This is a genomic window from Clostridium sp. E02 (genome assembly GCF_003833015.1).
GTDB lineage: Bacteria > Bacillota > Clostridia > Lachnospirales > Lachnospiraceae > Lacrimispora.
On sequence record NZ_RJLQ01000002.1, the window covers coordinates 36,367 to 55,535 of the forward strand.

Annotated in this window: 21 protein-coding genes; 16 read left to right on the plus strand and 5 right to left on the minus strand. The window is 39.2% G+C overall.

Annotated elements, in window-relative coordinates; genetic code table 11:
- Positions 1 to 42 precede the first annotated feature (42 nt).
- Complete coding sequence (locus EFT72_RS01470) at positions 43 to 1,881, minus strand: rhamnogalacturonan lyase (RefSeq protein ID WP_124065050.1); 1,839 nt, start codon at positions 1,879 to 1,881, stop codon at positions 43 to 45.
- A 383-nt stretch (positions 1,882 to 2,264) separates the two neighbouring features.
- Entirely contained in the window at positions 2,265 to 2,480 is a 216-nt protein-coding gene (locus EFT72_RS01475; protein ID WP_124065051.1) for a nucleic acid-binding protein, read from the minus strand.
- 328 nt (positions 2,481 to 2,808) lie between these two features.
- Here EFT72_RS01475 and EFT72_RS01480 point away from each other — a divergent pair, with 328 nt between their 5' ends.
- The 5 genes from EFT72_RS01480 (at position 2,809) to EFT72_RS01500 (ending at position 6,002) form a co-directional block, all read left to right on the plus strand.
- Positions 2,809 to 3,120 (plus strand): metalloregulator ArsR/SmtB family transcription factor, encoded by a 312-nt coding sequence (locus EFT72_RS01480; protein WP_124065052.1) that lies wholly within the window; start codon positions 2,809 to 2,811, stop codon positions 3,118 to 3,120.
- 84 nt (positions 3,121 to 3,204) lie between these two features.
- On the plus strand, positions 3,205 to 4,218 hold the full coding sequence (locus EFT72_RS01485) for a permease (protein WP_124065053.1): 1,014 nt from the start codon (positions 3,205 to 3,207) through the stop codon (positions 4,216 to 4,218).
- A 20-nt stretch (positions 4,219 to 4,238) separates the two neighbouring features.
- Entirely contained in the window at positions 4,239 to 4,571 is a 333-nt protein-coding gene (locus tag EFT72_RS01490) for a thioredoxin family protein (RefSeq protein ID WP_124065054.1), read from the plus strand.
- Positions 4,568 to 5,623: an ACR3 family arsenite efflux transporter gene (gene arsB, locus EFT72_RS01495; protein ID WP_124065055.1), complete on the plus strand. Its 1,056-nt coding sequence runs from the start codon at positions 4,568 to 4,570 to the stop codon at positions 5,621 to 5,623. The genes EFT72_RS01490 and arsB overlap by 4 nt, the downstream gene beginning before the upstream one ends.
- Positions 5,610 to 6,002 (plus strand): arsenate reductase ArsC, encoded by a 393-nt coding sequence (locus tag EFT72_RS01500; protein ID WP_124065056.1) that lies wholly within the window; start codon positions 5,610 to 5,612, stop codon positions 6,000 to 6,002. Before arsB ends, EFT72_RS01500 begins: the two co-directional genes overlap by 14 nt.
- A 106-nt stretch (positions 6,003 to 6,108) precedes the next feature.
- Here the strand turns inward: EFT72_RS01500 and EFT72_RS01505 are convergent, their stop codons facing one another.
- Entirely contained in the window at positions 6,109 to 7,152 is a 1,044-nt protein-coding gene (locus tag EFT72_RS01505; protein WP_124065057.1) for an NADH:flavin oxidoreductase, read from the minus strand.
- A gap of 179 nt (positions 7,153 to 7,331) precedes the next feature.
- Between EFT72_RS01505 and EFT72_RS01510 the strand changes: the two genes are divergently transcribed.
- Positions 7,332 to 8,888 (plus strand): DUF5060 domain-containing protein, encoded by a 1,557-nt coding sequence (locus EFT72_RS01510; protein ID WP_124065058.1) that lies wholly within the window; start codon positions 7,332 to 7,334, stop codon positions 8,886 to 8,888.
- A gap of 18 nt (positions 8,889 to 8,906) precedes the next feature.
- On the opposite strand, the gene EFT72_RS01515 is transcribed toward EFT72_RS01510, so the two are convergent.
- Positions 8,907 to 9,467: a TetR/AcrR family transcriptional regulator gene (locus EFT72_RS01515; RefSeq protein ID WP_124065059.1), complete on the minus strand. Its 561-nt coding sequence runs from the start codon at positions 9,465 to 9,467 to the stop codon at positions 8,907 to 8,909.
- Between the two features lie 132 nt (positions 9,468 to 9,599).
- On the opposite strand from EFT72_RS01515, the gene EFT72_RS01520 reads away from it, so the two are divergent.
- The 10 genes from EFT72_RS01520 to EFT72_RS01565 all read left to right on the plus strand — a co-directional run bounded on the left by EFT72_RS01520 (position 9,600) and on the right by EFT72_RS01565 (position 18,432).
- Positions 9,600 to 10,142: an HXXEE domain-containing protein gene (locus EFT72_RS01520; RefSeq protein WP_124065060.1), complete on the plus strand. Its 543-nt coding sequence runs from the start codon at positions 9,600 to 9,602 to the stop codon at positions 10,140 to 10,142.
- A 237-nt stretch (positions 10,143 to 10,379) separates the two neighbouring features.
- On the plus strand, positions 10,380 to 10,718 hold the full coding sequence (locus EFT72_RS01525) for a DUF4280 domain-containing protein (protein ID WP_124065061.1): 339 nt from the start codon (positions 10,380 to 10,382) through the stop codon (positions 10,716 to 10,718).
- Positions 10,719 to 10,742: 24 nt separating this feature from the next.
- On the plus strand, positions 10,743 to 12,149 hold the full coding sequence (locus EFT72_RS01530; protein WP_124065062.1) for a contractile injection system protein, VgrG/Pvc8 family: 1,407 nt from the start codon (positions 10,743 to 10,745) through the stop codon (positions 12,147 to 12,149).
- Between the two features lie 13 nt (positions 12,150 to 12,162).
- Positions 12,163 to 12,687 carry a hypothetical protein gene (locus EFT72_RS01535; protein ID WP_124065063.1) on the plus strand — a complete coding sequence of 175 codons (525 nt, stop codon included), beginning with the start codon at positions 12,163 to 12,165 and terminating at the stop codon, positions 12,685 to 12,687.
- On the plus strand, positions 12,662 to 14,044 hold the full coding sequence (locus EFT72_RS01540; RefSeq protein WP_124065064.1) for a hypothetical protein: 1,383 nt from the start codon (positions 12,662 to 12,664) through the stop codon (positions 14,042 to 14,044). Before EFT72_RS01535 ends, EFT72_RS01540 begins: the two co-directional genes overlap by 26 nt.
- A 13-nt stretch (positions 14,045 to 14,057) precedes the next feature.
- The gene (locus EFT72_RS01545; protein ID WP_124065065.1) at positions 14,058 to 14,708 is read left to right on the plus strand and encodes a hypothetical protein; all 651 of its coding nucleotides are present in this window, start codon (positions 14,058 to 14,060) and stop codon (positions 14,706 to 14,708) included.
- A gap of 4 nt (positions 14,709 to 14,712) precedes the next feature.
- On the plus strand, positions 14,713 to 15,849 hold the full coding sequence (locus EFT72_RS01550; RefSeq protein ID WP_124065066.1) for a pentapeptide repeat-containing protein: 1,137 nt from the start codon (positions 14,713 to 14,715) through the stop codon (positions 15,847 to 15,849).
- 18 nt (positions 15,850 to 15,867) lie between these two features.
- Entirely contained in the window at positions 15,868 to 17,883 is a 2,016-nt protein-coding gene (locus tag EFT72_RS19430) for an EndoU domain-containing protein (RefSeq protein ID WP_206426594.1), read from the plus strand.
- 14 nt (positions 17,884 to 17,897) lie between these two features.
- Positions 17,898 to 18,200: a hypothetical protein gene (locus EFT72_RS01560; protein WP_124065067.1), complete on the plus strand. Its 303-nt coding sequence runs from the start codon at positions 17,898 to 17,900 to the stop codon at positions 18,198 to 18,200.
- A 13-nt stretch (positions 18,201 to 18,213) separates the two neighbouring features.
- Complete coding sequence (locus tag EFT72_RS01565; protein WP_124065068.1) at positions 18,214 to 18,432, plus strand: hypothetical protein; 219 nt, start codon at positions 18,214 to 18,216, stop codon at positions 18,430 to 18,432.
- Positions 18,433 to 18,483: 51 nt separating this feature from the next.
- On the opposite strand, the gene EFT72_RS01570 is transcribed toward EFT72_RS01565, so the two are convergent.
- A complete protein-coding gene (locus EFT72_RS01570; RefSeq protein WP_124065069.1) occupies positions 18,484 to 18,759 on the minus strand; it encodes a hypothetical protein in 276 nt (91 codons plus the stop codon).
- Positions 18,760 to 19,169: the final 410 nt, after the last annotated feature.

The window sequence follows — 19,169 nt, forward strand, 5'->3', positions numbered from 1 at the left end:
TTCTGCGATAGAACAGAAGCGGCATAAACGTAAAAATTACTTTTAATAACCAGACGCTGAGGTTAATCGAATTGCTGGGATTGGTGGCTCAGACATTCCAGCCCCAATGAAAAAGCTGGTGTGGGGAGGCTGATTATAGGCCACATTCTGCCAGGCGATCCCCAAACGATATACAGGATCATGCATGAGGGTATGAATCCGCCGGGTGGTGAAGTCGGTCGTTGTATAAATACGCAGGGATCGACTGTCGGCTGTTTTAAATACAACTTCCTCTCTCCAGTCCCCAAATAGGTCAGCCTGTAAACAGGGGGTTGCTTTGGTGCCGTTATTAGAGGCACATTCGTCGGCACGGAGTAAGGTTCCCCCGCCAAACTTTGTAATGGTTGTTCCGTCTAATAATTCTCTCAGTTCGTCCCCATCCCACCAAATCGCAAAATTCACTTGAGAGGGTGCTTTGCCTATGATTTGTCCGGTACTGCTGTATAAGGGGGACCCAGACGCCCATACTTCCTCTCCGGGATAGCTGGAGGTCAGGTCGGCGGAGCAAGCCCTGCCGACATCCCGTGAAGCGTTATATTGGAACAGGATACGGCCTGTTTTGGCATCACGCATAGCCGCCCCTACTCCACCGTTCGTTTTCGTGGACTCAAAAGAGCTCCAGATTTCCAAACCGGGACGATTGGGATTTAAGTCTCCTAGATGCATGGCGTCCCCGTGCTGCAACCCAGTTGTATAGAGTCCTCTTCCGTTGTGGTCAATGGTGCAGGCTCCATAGACAATTTCATCCATTCCATCCCCATCTACATCTGCAACACCAAGATTATGGTTTCCCTGTCCGGCATAACCGGAGTTGCCCCAGCTGTTACTGTCAAAAGTCCAGCGTTTTGTAAGTCTGGAACCGTTCCAGTCGTAAGCGGAAAGAACTGCTCTTGTGTAATACCCGCGGCACATAACCAGACTTGGATGCTCACCGTCTAAGTAAGCAATGCTTGCAAGAAAACGATCCACACGGTTTCCGTAGGAATCTCCCCAATCGGATACATTTCCTCTGGCCGGTTCATAATTGGTGGTATAGAGAGCTTTTCCGGTAAGTCCTTGAAATACCGTTAAATACTCAGGCCCTGATAAGATATACCCGGAAGAACTTCTGTAATCAGCATTGGGATTTCCAATGACGGTACCAAGGCCGTCTCTGCTTCCATCTGCCGTCTTACAGGCTATCTCAGCTTTTCCATCCCCATCTAAATCATAGACCATAAACTGGGTATAGTGGGCACCTGCCCGTATATTTTTGCCTAAATCAATTCTCCAAAGTCGGGTTCCGTTCATTTTATAGGCATCGAAGTAAACGTTGCCGGTATATCCTTTTTGAGAATTGTCTTTTGAATTAGAGGGATCCCATTTTAATATAATTTCATACTGTCCATCCCCATCCAAATCTCCCACGCTGCAGTCATTTGCGCTGTAGGTGTAGGAAACGCCATCCGGTGTCGTACCTCCTGCTGGAATTTGCAAAGGAATTTGCAGATAATTTTTATCCAATACACGAACGGAAGCTGATTTCCTTTGTTCGTGCCCATTGACAACAGCGCTTACTTCATAAGTGGAACCGGCGGTTCCTGTTGGATCTAAGTAATTGCTGGCTCCGGTTATGTTTGCTAGTATCGTTGCTCCACGATATAAGTTATAAGAAACATTTGATTGTTCGGTCCCTAAAACCCTCCAGCTGATAAATACACCATTATTTACTTTCACGGCTGTTACACCGCGATCTAAATACTCCATCTGCCTTGCCGGTGCTGCGCCTGCCTTTCCCTGGGGGATGGAAAGCACTAAAATAACAGTAAAAATAAAAAGAATGAACTCAAATTTTTTAAACATTACCTACCTCCTTTTTTAGTTTGTTACATTCATATAATAATATAATAATTCAAATACGAACAAATTGGAAGTATTAATTTTATTTTAAATTATCGGTCAGCCGTCGAATTAAGATGCGCATAAGCCCACCAGTAACTCGGAGGTTACATATTTAAAGTTTCATTAATACGGACCTTATTGGCTCTGTTGTTAAAAAAAACCAGAGCGAATGCCCTGGTTTGCTTATAATGTAATGTCAAAATAGCTTTCTCTCTCTTTGTTTTTTTCAAACACCAGCATAATTTAAATTTGCACACTACATTGCATAACAATTTATTATAGACTAAATTATCTGATATATTATAGACAGGCTCTTGCGTAGTAATTCATATCTGAATATCCAATTAGAGTATTTGTTTTTGTAGCTTTTTAATAGTTTCTAAATCACTAATATAAGTCTCCACATATCCACATTTAGGACAAACGGCAACCTTTAAATCACTTATTGTCTCAGTACTAAGATTTTTATTTATCTTTACAATAATCTGATACCCTCCTCCGTTTGCTTTGCTGCTTAAATCTTCAATCATTTTTTCGTTACATCTTAAACATTTTTTCATATCGTTAATTCTCCTTTTTTATATTAATATTTATGTGTTTTGAAACGTTTTATATCGTGTTTTTCCGTGTTCTATTGTTACAAAAAAATCACAAATGAAAATAGTATTTATCCCCAAAAATCTACATGTCAAGAAAACCTACTAATATAACTATATTAATTTAATAGTAGCAATCACACTTTGGAAAGTCAACTATTTTTCTCTTTATAAAATTGTCTAATAGGAACATTATCATAAATATTTATAATTATCAATATGAACACATTGACAATTCTCGATTTATCATTTACAATGAACATATCGATAAAAATAGATATGAGGTGAGAGGATGGAAATAAGCGAATACAAAAAGAATGCCAACGTATTTAAAGCATTCTGTGATGAAAACCGCCTTATGATTTTAGAATTACTTCAGACAGGTGAAAAGTGTGCGTGTGTATTATTGGAAGATTTAAACATTAGTCAATCCACACTGTCCCATCATATGAAGATATTATGTGAATCAGGTGTTGTAAGCGGGAGGAAAGAAGGAAAGTGGATTCATTACTCCGTTAGCCCGGAAGGCAGTGCATATGCAAAGGAGCTTCTGAATAAAATTACAAAACAATCCAGTACAGAGAAACACAGTATCTGTATTTGAGTCGAGCCATCTTTTTGATGGCTTGTCAAAAGCACGATATATCGACAATGTTAGATATATGATTCAGGAACGGAGATTATTATTATGCAGATTCTTAAACATGTTTGGTTATTTTTTCAAGATCAGATTCTTAGTATGAAATGGCTTAATACACAGATTGGTAAGATGCTTTCCACGATGGGGCTTGACATGTCTGGTCGTGTTGGAGGAAGTTTACAGTTTTTTCTATATGATGTAATAAAAATCACAATATTGCTTTGCCTGCTGATTTTTATGATATCCTATATTCAGAGTTACTTTCCACCGGAACGAAGTAAGAAAATTATGAGCCGTTTTCATGGAACGACAGCCAATATTATGGCGGCACTTCTTGGCACGGTTACTCCCTTTTGTTCCTGCTCCTCCATTCCCTTGTTCATAGGTTTTACAAGTGCAGGGTTATCCCTTGGAGTGACATTCTCATTTTTGATATCTTCCCCTATGGTAGACCTTGGGTCCCTTGTTCTCTTGATGAGTATTTTTGGAGGAAAAGTAGCCATTGTTTACGTGATTGTAGGACTGATCGTTGCTGTCGTTGGTGGGACTTTGATTGAAAAAATGCATATGGAACAGTATGTGGAGGATTTTATACGAACGGCTGGCAGTGTGGATATTGAGTCACCAGATTTAACAAAAAAGGAACGTATTTTGTATGCAAGGGATCAAGTGGTCGATACCTTTAAAAAAGTATTACCCTATATCTTGGTTGGAGTCGGAATTGGTGCGGTGATCCACAATTGGATTCCAGAAAGCTGGATTGAAACAGTACTTGGCAGTAATAATCCGTTTGGAGTGGTACTGGCGACGTTACTTGGTATTCCTATGTACGCTGATATTTTTGGTACCATTCCAATCGCAGAAGCATTGCTGTACAAAGGTGCACAGTTGGGCACGGTTCTCTCTTTTATGATGGCAGTAACAACACTTAGTCTGCCGTCGATGATCATGCTTCGTAAGGCTGTAAAGCCAAAACTTTTAGGATTATTTATTGGGATTTGTACCATTGGCATTATCATTGTAGGTTACCTGTTTAATACATTTCAGTATTTATTTATATAACATTTAGGAGGGTTTATATTATGGCATTATTTGGTTTTGGAAAAAAGGAAGAAAAAAAAGAGAGCAATGCGGAAGAAAAAACAGTTAAAAAGGAAGGTGCTTCGGTAATCGTTCTTGGTTCGGGATGTGCAAAATGCAATCAGTTGGAGGCTGCGGCAAAGGAAGCGCTTGCAAAACTTGGGATGGCAGATACCATTGATCATGTTACAGATTTTTCCCAGATCGCAGCATATGGAGTGATGTCAACACCTGCTCTTGTTGTAGACGGGAAAGTGGTTTCCTCTGGAAAGGTATTAAAAACAAAAGAAGTGATTCAAATACTGCAAAAAGTCCGAACAGGAGAAATCAAGTGATAAAAGAAAAGAAACAAGACATTAGGTTTTTTGAAAAGTACCTGACTTTATGGGTCGGAATCTGTATGGTGTTCGGAGTATTGATCGGAAACTACCTGCCTGAACTACCTGCTTTTCTTGGAAAATTTCAATATGCAAATGTATCAATTCCAATTGCCATTTTAATATGGCTTATGATATATCCGATGATGCTTAAGGTCGACTTTCAAAGCATAAAAAATGTAGGGAAAAATCCAAAAGGATTATATGTAACATGGGTTGTAAATTGGTTCATAAAGCCATTTACTATGTTTGGAATAGCCGCCTTCTTTTTTCTTGTGGTATTTAAGAAAATGATCTCACCGGAATTAGCGAAAGACTATTTGGCAGGTGCAGTACTGCTTGGAGCAGCGCCATGTACTGCGATGGTATTTGTATGGAGTCATCTATGCAAAGGAAATGCAGCATACACAGTGGTTCAAGTTGCAACCAATGATTTAATTATATTAATCGCCTTTACTCCCATTGTAGCACTTTTGCTTGGTGTAAGTGGAGTGGCAATCCCTTGGGAAACCTTGATATTATCTGTGATTTTATTTGTAGTAATGCCTTTAGCGGCAGGGATTTTAACCAGATTGGTTGTGGTTAAGAATAAGGGGGAAGCTTATTTTAACAATCGTTTCATTCCTAAATTCAGTGGGATAACGACATCTGGTTTATTATTAACCTTGATCCTTATTTTTTCCTTTCAGGGAAAGGTGATTTTAGAGAATCCGTTCCACATTGTTTTAATTGCAATTCCACTGATCTTGCAGACGTTTTTCATATTCTTTTTGTCTTATATTGCAAGTAAGAAATTAAAACTGCCCCATGACATAGCTGCTCCGGCTGGAATGATAGGTGCTTCGAATTTTTTTGAACTGGCAGTCGCAGTAGCTGTTTCATTGTTTGGAGCTCAAAGTCCAGTTGCCCTTGCTACGATTGTGGGTGTATTGGTGGAAGTACCGGTAATGTTAACACTTGTAAAAATAGCAAATAGTACGAAAGGATGGTTTCCCAATGAGCAAACCTAAAGTAGCATTTATCTGTGTTCATAATTCATGTCGAAGCCAGATTGCGGAAGCACTTGGCAAACATCTGGCCTCTGAAGTATTTGAAAGTTATTCGGCTGGAACAGAAACAAAACCCCAGATCAATCAAGATGCCGTCCGTTTGATGAAGCAAATTTATGGAATTGATATGGAGAAAACACAAAAGTCGAAGCTCCTTGATGAAATTCCTCCTATCGATGTTGTAGTGACAATGGGCTGTAATGTTACGTGTCCCTATTTGCCTTGCAAGAAGCGGGAAGATTGGGGTCTTTTAGACCCATCGGGAAAAAGTGACGACGAATTTAAGAAGATCATTCGTATCATTGAGGAGAAAATCGAGGAATTAAAAACTAAATTATGAAATACTTATGTAATGATTGTGCCGATGTTTTTACATCGGCACTTTTTGTGTTGCAAAGTTTGATTCAGGATTTGTCCATATAATTCTCGCCGGCTGTTTTGTCATGCTATTGTTTCAACTGTGCCATTCTTTTTTGACCAGGGCATGCATTGCTATTCCATTTGCAGGCAGGACAGTTGACACAATATCCTGGTATTTCATCGTTTCGTGCTTTTATCGCCCAATCTGGATCAACTAACATGCTTCGACCTACATCGACCATATCAACATTTGTTTGTTCTAATACGGCTTTGGCTGTTTCTGGTTTGTGGATATTACCTACAGCAAACACAGGAATCGTTACTCTCTTTTTGATTTCTTCTGCAGCGTATATTCGAGTATCAAACGGATAACCTTCTGGTGCAAATGGTTCGGATTCCTGAACAAATCCAAAAGAGATATCAAGAAAATCAATTCCTGCTTTCTCCAGTATGATTGAATTTTGGATGGTGTCTTCCAGTGTTGGTTCAAAGCCACCCAGACGAATGCCGACTATAAAATCTTCGGGTGTAATTTTACGGATTTCATCAAGGATTTCCGTCACAAATTTAATTGGTGTTACACCATACGTATCAGTACGTTTGTTTACGCGGGGATTGAGAAATTGGCAGATCAGATAATTATGGCATCCATGTAATTCAACCCCATCATAGCCTGCCAGGTAAGCCCTTCTTGCGGCCTCCACAAAATCCTTTTGTGTCTGAGCAATTTCCTCAAGGGACATTTCTTTACCTGTTTTTTCGTTAAATTGGTAGGGGGAGGGACACAGGGGTTCTTCGGCAATCCCCACAACGCCTGCATGATGAATTTGAAGGATTAGCGTCCCCCCTTTTTCATGAACGGCAGTTGTTATTTTTTTTAAGCCATCAATCTGCTCATCGCTCCAGATACCAAGCTGAAGGGGGGCAAGTTTTCCGTCTGGATGGATGCAGGTAGCCTCTTGGATCAGCAGCCCGGCGCCTCCTTTTGCAAGGGTTCTATAGTGCGTGATGCTTTCTTCCCGCACCATTCCATCTGCATGGTCATATTTGAAACAGACCATTGGTGGGAAACAAATCCTGTTTTGAATTAATGTATGTTTTATTTTGAATGTATCATTGAATGCTTTCATAACAACAACCTCCATTTAAGTGTTTTATTGAATTCTATTTCATTATAATCTATAATAGTACATAGGAATAGAACGCACGTTTAAGATATAGTATAACCTTTCTGAAACAGAAATGTCAATTATGACAGTGTTGCGGACCACATGTCACTGGAGCTCTTTTTTAGAGATGGAGGAAGTATATGAATGACTTTAGGTATAATGAACAAGTTGAAAAATGGGGTGTTTTTGAGGTAAGAGTGTTAGGTAAGATGGAAGGGAATCCCTTTACAGATTATGAAATTTCGGGAGTTTTTAAGGGAACGGAAGAGTCAATGACTGTAAATGGCTTTTATGATGGAGATGGGGAATATGTTGTTCGGTTTATGCCGAATTTTGAAGGGAAGTATGAATTTGAGTTGAGTGGAAATTTTTCGGAACAGTCCTATAAGGGGGCGTTTGAATCAAAAAAGCCAACAGACAATAACCATGGTTGCGTGCATGTATCCGATAATTGTCATTTTAAATATGCAGATAAAACTCCATATTACTCAGTAGGAACGACCTGCTATGGATGGGTTCAACAGCCAGTAAAAAGGCAGGAACAGACACTTCGTACACTGGAGAACAATGCATTTAATAAGATAAGATTCTGCATTTTCCCCAAGCATTATGATTATAACTATGCAGACCCCATTGCATTTCCTTATGAAGGTTCCCCCTGTGATCATTCCGGACTTAATCGGGATACGGTAGTTGCTTATATGGAGGATAAAAGTTCCAATGATTGGAATTTTAGCAAATTCAATCCAGAGTATTTTAGATGGTTTGACTTGCGAATCAGTCAGTTGATGGACATGGGTATCGAAGCGGATCTTATTTTGTTTCATCCATATGACCGATGGGGATTTGATGGGATGGGGAAGGAATATGATGACTTGTACGTAAAATATGTTGTCGCAAGATATGCAGCATATCGAAATGTATGGTGGTCACTCGCCAATGAATACGACTATGTGAAAACAAAATCAGGTGAAGATTGGGAACGGATTGCCTCTATTGTATGTGAAAACGATAAGTATGGCAGACTGCGTTCTATCCATAATGGCCCACAGTTTTATGACTTTACTAAGCCTTGGGTAACCCACTGCAGTTGTCAGGGAGTCGACCGATATAAGTCGGTAGAGACGACCGATGAGTTAATGATTAAATATAACAAGCCGGTTGTATGGGATGAAATCTTATATGAAGGGAATTTAAATTTGGGCTGGGGAAATATTACCGGAGAGGAGCTTGTCAGACGTTTTTGGGAAGCTTCCATAAGAGGCGGATATGCGGGACACGGTGAAACATATCTGGAATCACCAGATGATTTAGGGGAGCAGCCTGTCCTTTGGTGGTCCCACGGCGGATTGCTGCATGGAGAAAGTCCGAAACGAATTGCCTTCCTTTTAAAGGTTCTCTCTGAAATTCCAGGTGGGTATGGACTAAGAAGTATGCCAAAGTTTTGGGATGCAGTGGTGGGAACAACCGATTATGAAGGGGATAAGGACAAAGAGGGAAAGGACTATTACTTATTTTATTTCAGCTTCATGCGCCCTTTATTTAAAGATTTCTATTTTGACGAGGATACCGAATATAAGGTAGATCTGATAGATACCTGGAATATGACGAGTGTTTTCCAGGGGATCTATAAGGGACATTTTAGAATTATCACAGGTGGAAGATCCTATATGGCAGTTCGTGTTCAGAAGGTATAAAAGTTGACACTTGTATCTTTAAGACGGATAGTTACAGATGGATATAAAATCTTCTACGATCACAGCCATTTCATCGGGAGACTTCTGTACATCATCGTTTAGCCACCGAATTAGGATGCGCATAAACCCACCGGTACTAAAGGTTAACGCATACTGTATACTTTCCTTTGAATAAGGTGCGTTTTCGCCCTTTACTACATAAAAAGAGGAGGGTAAAAGTTCATCCACTTTTGCTAGAAAAAGGGGGAGCAGCTGATGACGGTTAACGAGTGATAGGAAGTCTAAATGCTTTTTCATTACTGTAAAAAAAACTCTTGCAATATTGGGTAAAGATAAGTCTGTTTGTTGTAAGATCAGGGATCGGTATTCGATCCATATACGATAGAAACATCCTTCGATGATTTCGTCTTTTGAAGAGTAGTTACGGTAAAAGGTACGTCTGGAGAGCCCAGCATGATCTGTAATTTCCTGTATCGTAATTTCCTCATAATTATCTGTCTGCATCAAGGTTAGCAAAGTGCGTTCCATCCATAGTTTTGAGCGATTGGATACTGGATTTCCGATATTTTTTTTAGACATAATGATTCCTCCTAGAGTCACATATTTTTAAATGTGTAGCGATTGCTTCCAAATGGTTGATTTCATTCCTTCAACTATTATAATAGAAAGTGTCGATCGACACAAGTGTGACAATAAAAGGAGGGTAATTTTATGAATACTATGAATTTTATCGTATGGCTGTTTCCAGTCATTTTTATGATCCATGATTTTGAAGAAATCATTATGACAGAGGTATGGGGCAAACGTTTTAAAAAAGAGATAGATACAGTTTGGCCGAAAAGACAACCGTTTGGTTTAGATTATATACACGTATATCAAACACCAACTTTTACCATTGGAGTTGTAATTGAATTTTTACTATTTTCATTCATTAGTTTTTTCTCGGTATATTTTCAAAGTTATTTTCTTTGGTACAGTGCATTTTTCGGGATTACGATACACTTGGTTTTAGCTCATATGCTTCTTTGCGTTAAGTTTAAGCATTATGTGCCAGGAATTATCACATCCATTGTTTTTATACTGCCAAGTATCTGGATTTTATATCTAGCAAAAACGATTCTACAGTATAATATGGGAACAATTTTACTAACTGCAGCAGCAGGAATTCTGATCATGATAATTATTATACCAGTGCTTCATAAAGCCATGGAATCCTGGTCTAAATCATTAAAGAAATATTCAGAAGCGAAATAAAATAATCGAGGACAAAAAAGTGGGCAAGGAGGTTTTACTCCTTGCCTACTTTTTTTACGGGTGATGGCTAGATCAAATACCAATAATTACATGCAAAGTGTTATTTATTACATGAATCTACATAATGTGACAAAATAGACTATAATTAATTAAAAAATAGAGTCTTGTAATTATTTATAGAAAGCTCTTTATACAGCTTTTATGTATACATGAATAGGGGAAGAGGAGAAAAATAGTATGGCTGAGATTTACAATGTAAAAGAAGGCGCTGTATTAAAATGTTCCTTAGGAACAACGACAAGCCAGTTAAAGGTTCCGAAGGGACATGGAGCATGTATTCAGGGAAAGAATCAAGCGACCGTTGCTGATCATATTCCCAATGAAAATATTATGCCCTTTGGAATGTGTACCAAGAATGTTCCTTCGGTTCCATGCAACCCTTCCATTACACTAAAATGGATCAATGGAAAAAAAGATCATCAGCTTCAGGGAGAGATGGCATTGATCAATACTTGTATGGTGCCTTGCATGCAGGGGGGAATCATAAAAATAGACCAGTCCGGGCAGCAGGAATAGAAACCGATCAGGGAGGAAAAACATATGCCAGTTATAACTTATTCTCAGCTGACTACAGATTTAGCGTGTATTCAGCAGATTAGAGAAGTACGGATCATTCAAGAAATAAATGAGCATGGAGTATTGCATTTAACGGCAATACTGGATGAACAGAGCAAAGACGATTATGTGAAAAAGAACTTAAAGGATGAACAGATTACCCTAAAAACAACGGGAACAGATTCTAAAGTTCTTTTTAAAGGGATGATAAGTGAAATTAAGACAGAGACCGTAAGCGGATTATATTGCTTAAAGGTTGTGGCGGTTTCCAATTCATTTAAAATGGATTTGAAGAAAGAGTCCCATTCATTTCAAGATAAATCTATGACGTATAAACAGCTTCTGCAGAGCATTGCGGAAAAATACCCAGGGGGAGATATCATAGACTATGTTTCAAAGGGAAATAAGCTGAATAACCTGATTCTCCAATATCAGGAGACAGACTGGGAGTTTCTTAAAAGACTGGCGTCTCATTATCATACAGGGCTCATTCCATCCGTTCTCCATGATACACCTAAAATTATGTTTGGAGTCTCAGATGGCACTGACAGGGGAACCATAGAAAGCTCTGGATACCATATTACAAAAGATATTGAATCGTTTATGAAGGACTCAGAAAATTCTGATACAGAAATTCAGGAACAGGATGCGGTGGAATTTCACATAGATTCAGAAAATAATTATGAGATTGGCGACCCTATTTTCTATCAGGGAATCTCCTTGTACATAAAGGCAAAAAAAGCAGAAATGGTGCATGGTATCCTCACCTTTTTTTATACACTGTCCACCCAAAAAGGCTTTAGTAGAAGGAGGCTGCATAATGGGAATCTGACTGGTCTTTCCTTAAAAGGCACTGTAATAGACATAATCCGAGATAAGATAAAGGTACATTTGGCGATTGACCAGGATCAGAAGAAATCAACGGCTTGGGAATTTCCTTATGGAACCTTATATACGGCTGAGGACAGTATTGGATGGTACTGTATGCCAGAAAAGGGAGATACCGTCCTGATACATTTCCCTACATGGGAAGAGGCAGATGCCATAGGAAACGGCTCTATTCGCGTAAATGGGGATGATTCCAATGATATGGAAGACCCTGATGTAAAGATATTTCGGACTAGGGATGGGAAGGAAATTCGTTTCAGTCCGGATGAGATCCTTATCACCTGTGTGGAGGATGAGGTTTATTTGCGGCTTAATCAGGAATCTGGTATTGAAATCATCAGTTCAGGCCCGATCCGGTTCCAGTCAGAGAAAGGAATTCGGTTGGATGCAGAGGAGACCATAAAACTGCTTGCGCAAGATCAGGTTCTCTTAAAATGCAAGACAAGCCAGATTGTTATTGACGATAAGATTGATATATGCGGAGAGGATGTAAAAATTAATTAATTTAGGAGAAACTATGGAATATTTTCTAATGCTATCGGATGACCGGATTGGAAAAAGGTTGAAAATCCAACCAGATGCTATAGATTTTGAGACAACAGAAGCATGTTCCGTTTACGCTGATTTTAAAGAGGATACGGTGTTTGTAGATTATTTGCCGATTAGGCAGATGTTTCGCCATGCCTTTTGTGTATCAGATGACTTCAAGGAACTTTTAGAGATCTATACGGATAACCTGTCTGCTTTCCCTGTTTTTGTTACTGATAGAAACCAGAAAGGGCAAAAGATATACTGGAGGGTTGCCATTGAGCTGGAGGATTGTGTAGTAACGATGCCTTATATGAGCAATACCAACATAACTCTTCGCAAAGAAGGGCTGTGTGGGAAACATATTTTTCGGATAGCCTTTGAAAAGCAGGAGTACTTAATTGTGTCCTTAAATCTAGCTGAAACAATTCTTAGAAAAGAGCCTGCAGGAATTCGTTTTTATCCTGTGAAGCTTCAGGAGGAAAACGATGGAAAACCGACAATATTCTTATGAGGATATATTTCTTGATATTCCCGTGGCATTCAGCCACATAAAAGCACTAAAGATAGAACAATGCCCCAATGATCATGGAAAGGCTTGTTTGTCAGGTGTTCTAAAGGATGAAAGTTATCAGGGAATTCATAAGTTGACCCGTAAAACTGTAGTGAAAATTAAAGCGAAAAAGGGTGCAGGAGAGGAGACACTTTTTTGCGGGATTCCTGTGGGTGTCACAATCAGACAGGAAAGAGGGGTATATGAAGCAGAAATTAAAATGAAAAGTGTTTCTTTTTTGATGGATGTCAAAAAGAAGAACAAAAGCTTCCAAAATAAGGACAAGTCATATTCTTGGTTGTTTGAGACTCTTTTGCAAGGGTATGGAGGAGATGTATTGGATCATGCTTCCCATGGTAAGCTCCAGGGGTGTGCCTTAATCCAATATGAGGAAACCGATTGGGAATTTTTGAAAAGAGCCGCCTCTCGTGTGGGTGCCCTGGTATTTCCGGATGTCCGTTTTGATATTCCTAAAATATTTGTGGGAGTACCCTTAGGAGATTTAGCTGCAGAAGCTGGCAAGAACCATGTTATCACAAAAAATGAAGGGAAATATCTGTTTTTAGATCGTAATTTTGAAGATTGGATGGAGCAGGATGTGTTGTCCTGTGAATTTGAAAGCAGAGAAAATCATGGGATTGGAGACAGGATTACCTATGAGGGGGCTTCTCTCATAATAGCAGAAAAAATAATGGAAATGAAGGGAGGAATCTTAATCTTCCAGTATGGGTTGAGGAATGAAAATGGCCTGAAGGAGCATGTCATATATCATGCCAGATTGAAGGGGACTGCTTTAAAAGGAACGGTGCTGGCGGCTCGAAGGGATCACTTAAAGCTTCATTTATCTATAGATAAAAGTCAGTCCCCATCTGAGGCTGCATGGTATCCATTTCTGACTCCTTATGCTGCGGAAGGTGCTACCGGATGGTACAGTATGCCGGAAAAGGGAGAAACGGTTTCTCTTCATTTTCCAACGGAAAAAGAGGAGGATGCGTATGTTGGAACAGCTCTTCGCAACAAAGGAGAGAAAAATCCAAAAACGAGGAAATCAAATGTGAAATATTATGGTACAGAGCATGGAAATGAACTGGCCTTTGGACCGGAACGTATTTCTATCAGTACCAGAGGAAATGCGCTTCGTATGAAGCTTGATGAGAAGTCAGGAATTCGGATAAAGAGCTGTCAGGATATTCATTTAAAGGCTCAGCAACTATCAGTCAGCTGTGGGGACGTGGAAATCAAATCGAATGAGAAGATTGTGATTGCAACTCCTTCTTCCAGCATGATCATAGATGATATCGTACATATAAAGGGATAAGGGTGAAATGGTTATGAATAATAGGACAGATTCAGAAGAAATCATGAGAAAGCGGAAAGAGGCGAAGAAAGGGGAAGAGCAGGAACTATACACTATGGAAAACGATATCCAAAACGGATTTATTGTAGTGAAGTATAAAAAGTTCGATGTGGAAGAAAAAGAGATTATGGATGGGAGTCTATCTATGATCATGCCAACTGATTTTGAATTAATGGATGAGGAGCTTGCTGAAATAAAATATCCGGGAGAGGACCGCCCGGATTATATCTATAGTGGAGAGGATACCACGGTTAACTTAACATTTACCATGGAGGAAAGTGGACAAATAGACAATGATGAGGTAGAAGAGGCCAAAAATATTCTGGAAAAGCAGATTGGCCGCCTTTATCCATCATCAAAAATCGAGGATAGTCAGACGATTCAGGCGGGAGAAAAGAATATTAGCTTTTTTGGTTTTGATGTTCCGTTGCTTGATGGAAAGGTATATAATCTTATGTTTTTTATGGAGTACCGGGGCAGTCTGCTTATGGGGGCATTTAACTGTAGCATTCATCAAAAAAAGCAGTGGAAAAAGGTGATATTTCAGATGCTGATGACCATACGTGAAAAATCGCAGCCTGTTGAGCCTGTCAAGGAAAAAGAACTTGGTGAAGAAAGCAGGTGATCTTATGTCATCAGAAAACATGTCCCCTGCCTTCGTGCGCTTCCATGAAAAAGATGTATTCCCTTCTCTGGAAGAGGCATTAAATGATCTGGAACAGGATTTTCAGAAAAATTTACACCAGATGAAGCAGCAGCATTTAAAAACATTTAAAAGTGTATGCCAAAATATAGCAGAATATCAGGATAGCGGTCAGGGCAAAGTCGGATTTCTTATCTTTCATCTTCTAAGAACCAGAATCCTGCGCCATGATTATACTTATGTAGCAATGACATATGACAAGGATTGGTATTTAAATGAGGGAGTCCCGGTAGGAGAGGCAGACGTTTCATTTATTTATAAGTATTATGAAGAACTGTGGAAAAAGTTGGAACGGGAATCAAAAAAGTATATTGGACAGATAAATGGAGCAGATATAGAGGGAATCATGTTGAAACTGCTGAACCCTTTTCATCAGTATGTTACGGAGCTGATGCGCTGCAGCCTGATGGATGCTCTGGAGACCAGTGAATATAAGGCCCTTGATCGGGAGAAACATTTTGAAATCCAGACAGGGGAGTATTTTGAGCTTTGTGATCTGGTATATATGGAAGAACAGGAAAAGGACGATGAGGAGAGACAAAGCTGCCTTGAACAGAGCCAGGATCAGTCCTGCTGTTTTCATGATTTTAGGTATTTGGATTTAAGAGGGCAATCCTATTCTGGGAGAGATTTACGCTATGGGGATTTCCGGAATAGTAATATGAAGGAAATTCACTTAAGAAATTGTCTTCTGATTGGAGCGCGTTTTAAGAATAGTTGTTTAAGGGAGGCAAGCCTAATGGTATCCATGATCCATGATGCCTGTTTTGAAGGGGCGGATTTAACTAGGGCGAAGCTGCAGTATTGTGTGGCATTTACTGGAAAAAACAAGGCGAACAAGTGGAAGAATACAGGGTTTACAGGGGTAAGCTTTAAGAATGCCATATTGACAGAAGCAGATCTAAGCGGAGCAACCATAATGGGAGGAGATTTTGAAGGGGCTGACTTAAGGGGAGCGATATTCAAGGATGCAGTCCTCTACCGAAGCCGTTTTAGTAAAAAGCAGCTGGAAGAATGTGAATTCAGTCAGGAACAGCTTGAACAAATGAAAATCCTGCCGTAAAATGAAAGGAGAGAAGCTATGCTTGGATTGGGAAATGCGCTGAAAAAGGTGAAGTCGTTGGTTCCAAAGGTTGTAAACGTTGGAAAAAAGGCGGTAAAGAGTGCGGTGAAGAAGGTAACGAACAGTGCGCTTTTAAGGGCGGTGGCTTCCATTCCCTCGGCATTAAAGACCAAAGCCGTACAGGCAAGACAAATCACAAGAAAAGCTGTGGCGGCAATACCCAAAATACTAGAACCTATAAGGAAAAGGGCAGTGCAGATAAAGAATACAGCTGTAACGAAGGCGAATCAGATAAAGAATACAGTTGTTGCCACGGCAGTACAGGCAAAGGAAACGGTCGTGGAAACAACCGCTCTTGTAAATCAGGTTCACCATATGATGGGGCAGAAATTAGTTAATAAAATTGTAGATCTCCAGCAGAGAAATGGGAGGATCCTGGATAAGCTGAAAGCAGAATGGGACAATACTTCTTCGGATCTGATTAACGGAGTAATAACTGCAGGAGCATTTCCTAATTACTATTCAATAAAAACCTCTTCCCTTTTGCTGGATTTCCTGCTTAAGTCAAGGAGAGCCGTGTTAGAGGAATATCCCATACTGGAGTGGCCGCTTCCCCAGCTTCGAGGTGGGCTGGATTCTCTAAGGAGCGAAATCACAGAGAAGGGGGCAGCTGCTGGTTCTTATATTTATAAGCAGAATCTTCCAGGTCTGTCTGATTTTGTTGGGGCATTTACCGATCAGAGGGATCCTGATGATGAAAGCAATCTGTTTTCAGTGTCTGGTGCAATCTATAGGGGAATTTGGGTGAAAGGGGCGCTGGGAACGGTCGATGGAATTGCCAGTTTGGTAACCGATCCATTTGCGGCTGTCGAAGGTTTGAATTCCATTGTTGCACATCCGGAAGAAGTAGCACCGGTTATGTGTGAGGGAGTAAAGACCTTTTGGAATGAAAAAATAGTGGAAGGAAGTGCGGAAGACAGAGCAGAGGTAGTTGGACAGGCAGTCTTTGAGGTTGCAACATATTTTATAGGAGTAGGAGAAGCTAAGGCGGGGATGACCGCAGGCAGTACAGTTACTAAAACAGCTAAATTAATGGATAAGGCTGATGATCTTGCAGATGCAGGTAAAATAGCAAAATCGGCTAAAGTGGCTTCAAAAACAGCTAAAATAGCCGATGGGGTTGACGCAGTAAGTGATACAGCTAAAATGTTAAAAGCAGGCGAGACGATTATAGGAAGAAGTGCAGTTAAGCTAAATAAGACATGGTTAAAGAATTTAGGAAAAACAGCAGCAAAAAATCTTGATGAAGCAGTCATAAAAGCTGGAAGAAAAACGGGTGACTTGATTGATAACATAAGATGGGCAATAAACCGAAAGTCTGGTCCGAAACCAGCTTTTGCAGGAATTGGGGGAATTGATTCTCTTTCTAATTCCGGAGATGCGATTGAGGATTACTATAGATTAATAAAAAAAAGTATAAAGAACAGCCTGGATAATCCTGGGGGCCATAAGGTGAATATAAAGCCAAAGGTGGAGGCGGATGATATTCCAAAGCCATTGAAGAAAAGTGGTGATGGACCCGGTATTGGTAATAAGGGGACGGGGAAGACTGTAAGTAGTTTAAGCCAAGATACAATAAATCATTCAACAATAGGAGATTTTACATACAATCCTAAAACAGGTGCAGTATCAAAAGTAAAAGGTGGAGGGCATGGACAAGCCAATATTGACTTCTTGGAGGAAAATGGAATTCCATATAATATTGAAAAAACTTACGATAATGGTGTTAGAATTGGAAATATTCCAGATCATAAGAACCCTTTAAAAAGAATAGGTACAAGCCAGTCATGGTTCCCAGAAACTTGGGATACGACAAAAATTAATAATGCAGGTGAATATGTAGTTGAGTTACATAAGGGTGAAACTATTACTAACGGTGCTCCTATATATGGAATATACGATGGTGTTGAAGTTGGAGTAATATACACTAATGGTAAACCTGCAACAATATTCCCTAATGGGATTCAACCTTAGAAAGGAAAGAATTTATGCTAAATGAAAAAGTAACAGATTTAATTTGTGAAGGTATGTTGTTAGACATAAACGATCCATCAATTGGTGATATATGGGATGAATTAACACATTTACTTAGTGCTGATTCGGAAAATACTATTAATTATTTAAGTGGATGTAATGAAAAGGAGATTGAATTTTTATCTGCTGTTTTTGAAGATGTTGCATATAACTTAAAAAGTGATAGATACATAAAAGAACTTGAAAATCTTAAGAATAAATTCCCAAATTTAAACTTAGATTCAATAATTTGTTTAGCTAAAGAATATTCAGAATAGAGGAGATTATAATATGTTTAATGACTTCTATGTCTATCGTACAGAAGTGCGCAAGAAACTTGGACGCTCTCAGCTTTATCCTGAAAAATCCAATATTTATAAAGTAGAATTAATAAATATATTTCAAGAGAATAAAGTATTAACAGAAATGTATTTTAAAAATCTTACTTTCAATGAAAAACAGGCTTTAGAAATACTTTTTGGAAATATCAGTCGAATAAAATATTTGTAGTTTGTTAATTTTAGTTTGGACTTGTGTCAATAATAGATACAAGTCCATTAGTTATAGTTTATCAATATATTTTAGAATTTTCACTCCATCCATAAAACCATGCTGATATAGAAATCTTTCCTCCAAAGCAAGTTGGTTTATCAATGAGTCAATGTAATTTTTAATCAGATTTTTCTCTTTATCCGGTAAATTATCAATGAAAATCTCAGCCTGTAGAATTTGCTCTTTTTTCTTCATAGATTTGTCAGGATGGTTTTTGTGAAATATATCAATTAACATGTTGATACGTTCCTGAATGAACATATCCAATAATTCCTGTTCGGTCATAGTGTTTCCCTCCATTGACACAATACAATACCGGAAGAGTTGCAGAAAGTCGATACCAAAAATCACTAAAAATCGTTGCATTTATTGGTGAAAATACAGAGTAGAAATTCAAAAGGTGAATGGTATATATTGTCGAGAATGGTGATATTTTATAGGTGCACCTACACAGACACCTTAAAAACCCTTTAATTTGGCGGATCTCAAAGCTGTTACAGCCACCTAACAGGTGTATCTTGCCCAATTTACAGCCACCTGAAAAAAACATCATTTCGTCTAAAAATCCTTAAGCAGTCGGCATTGCCGTCTGCTGTGAATCGGCAGGAGCGCCGTAAGGTGCACCTGCCTTTAACCAGCATCATTTTAATTACCATGGTTCACCTCTGTTTTAGAGCAGGAAATGAGCGGAAATA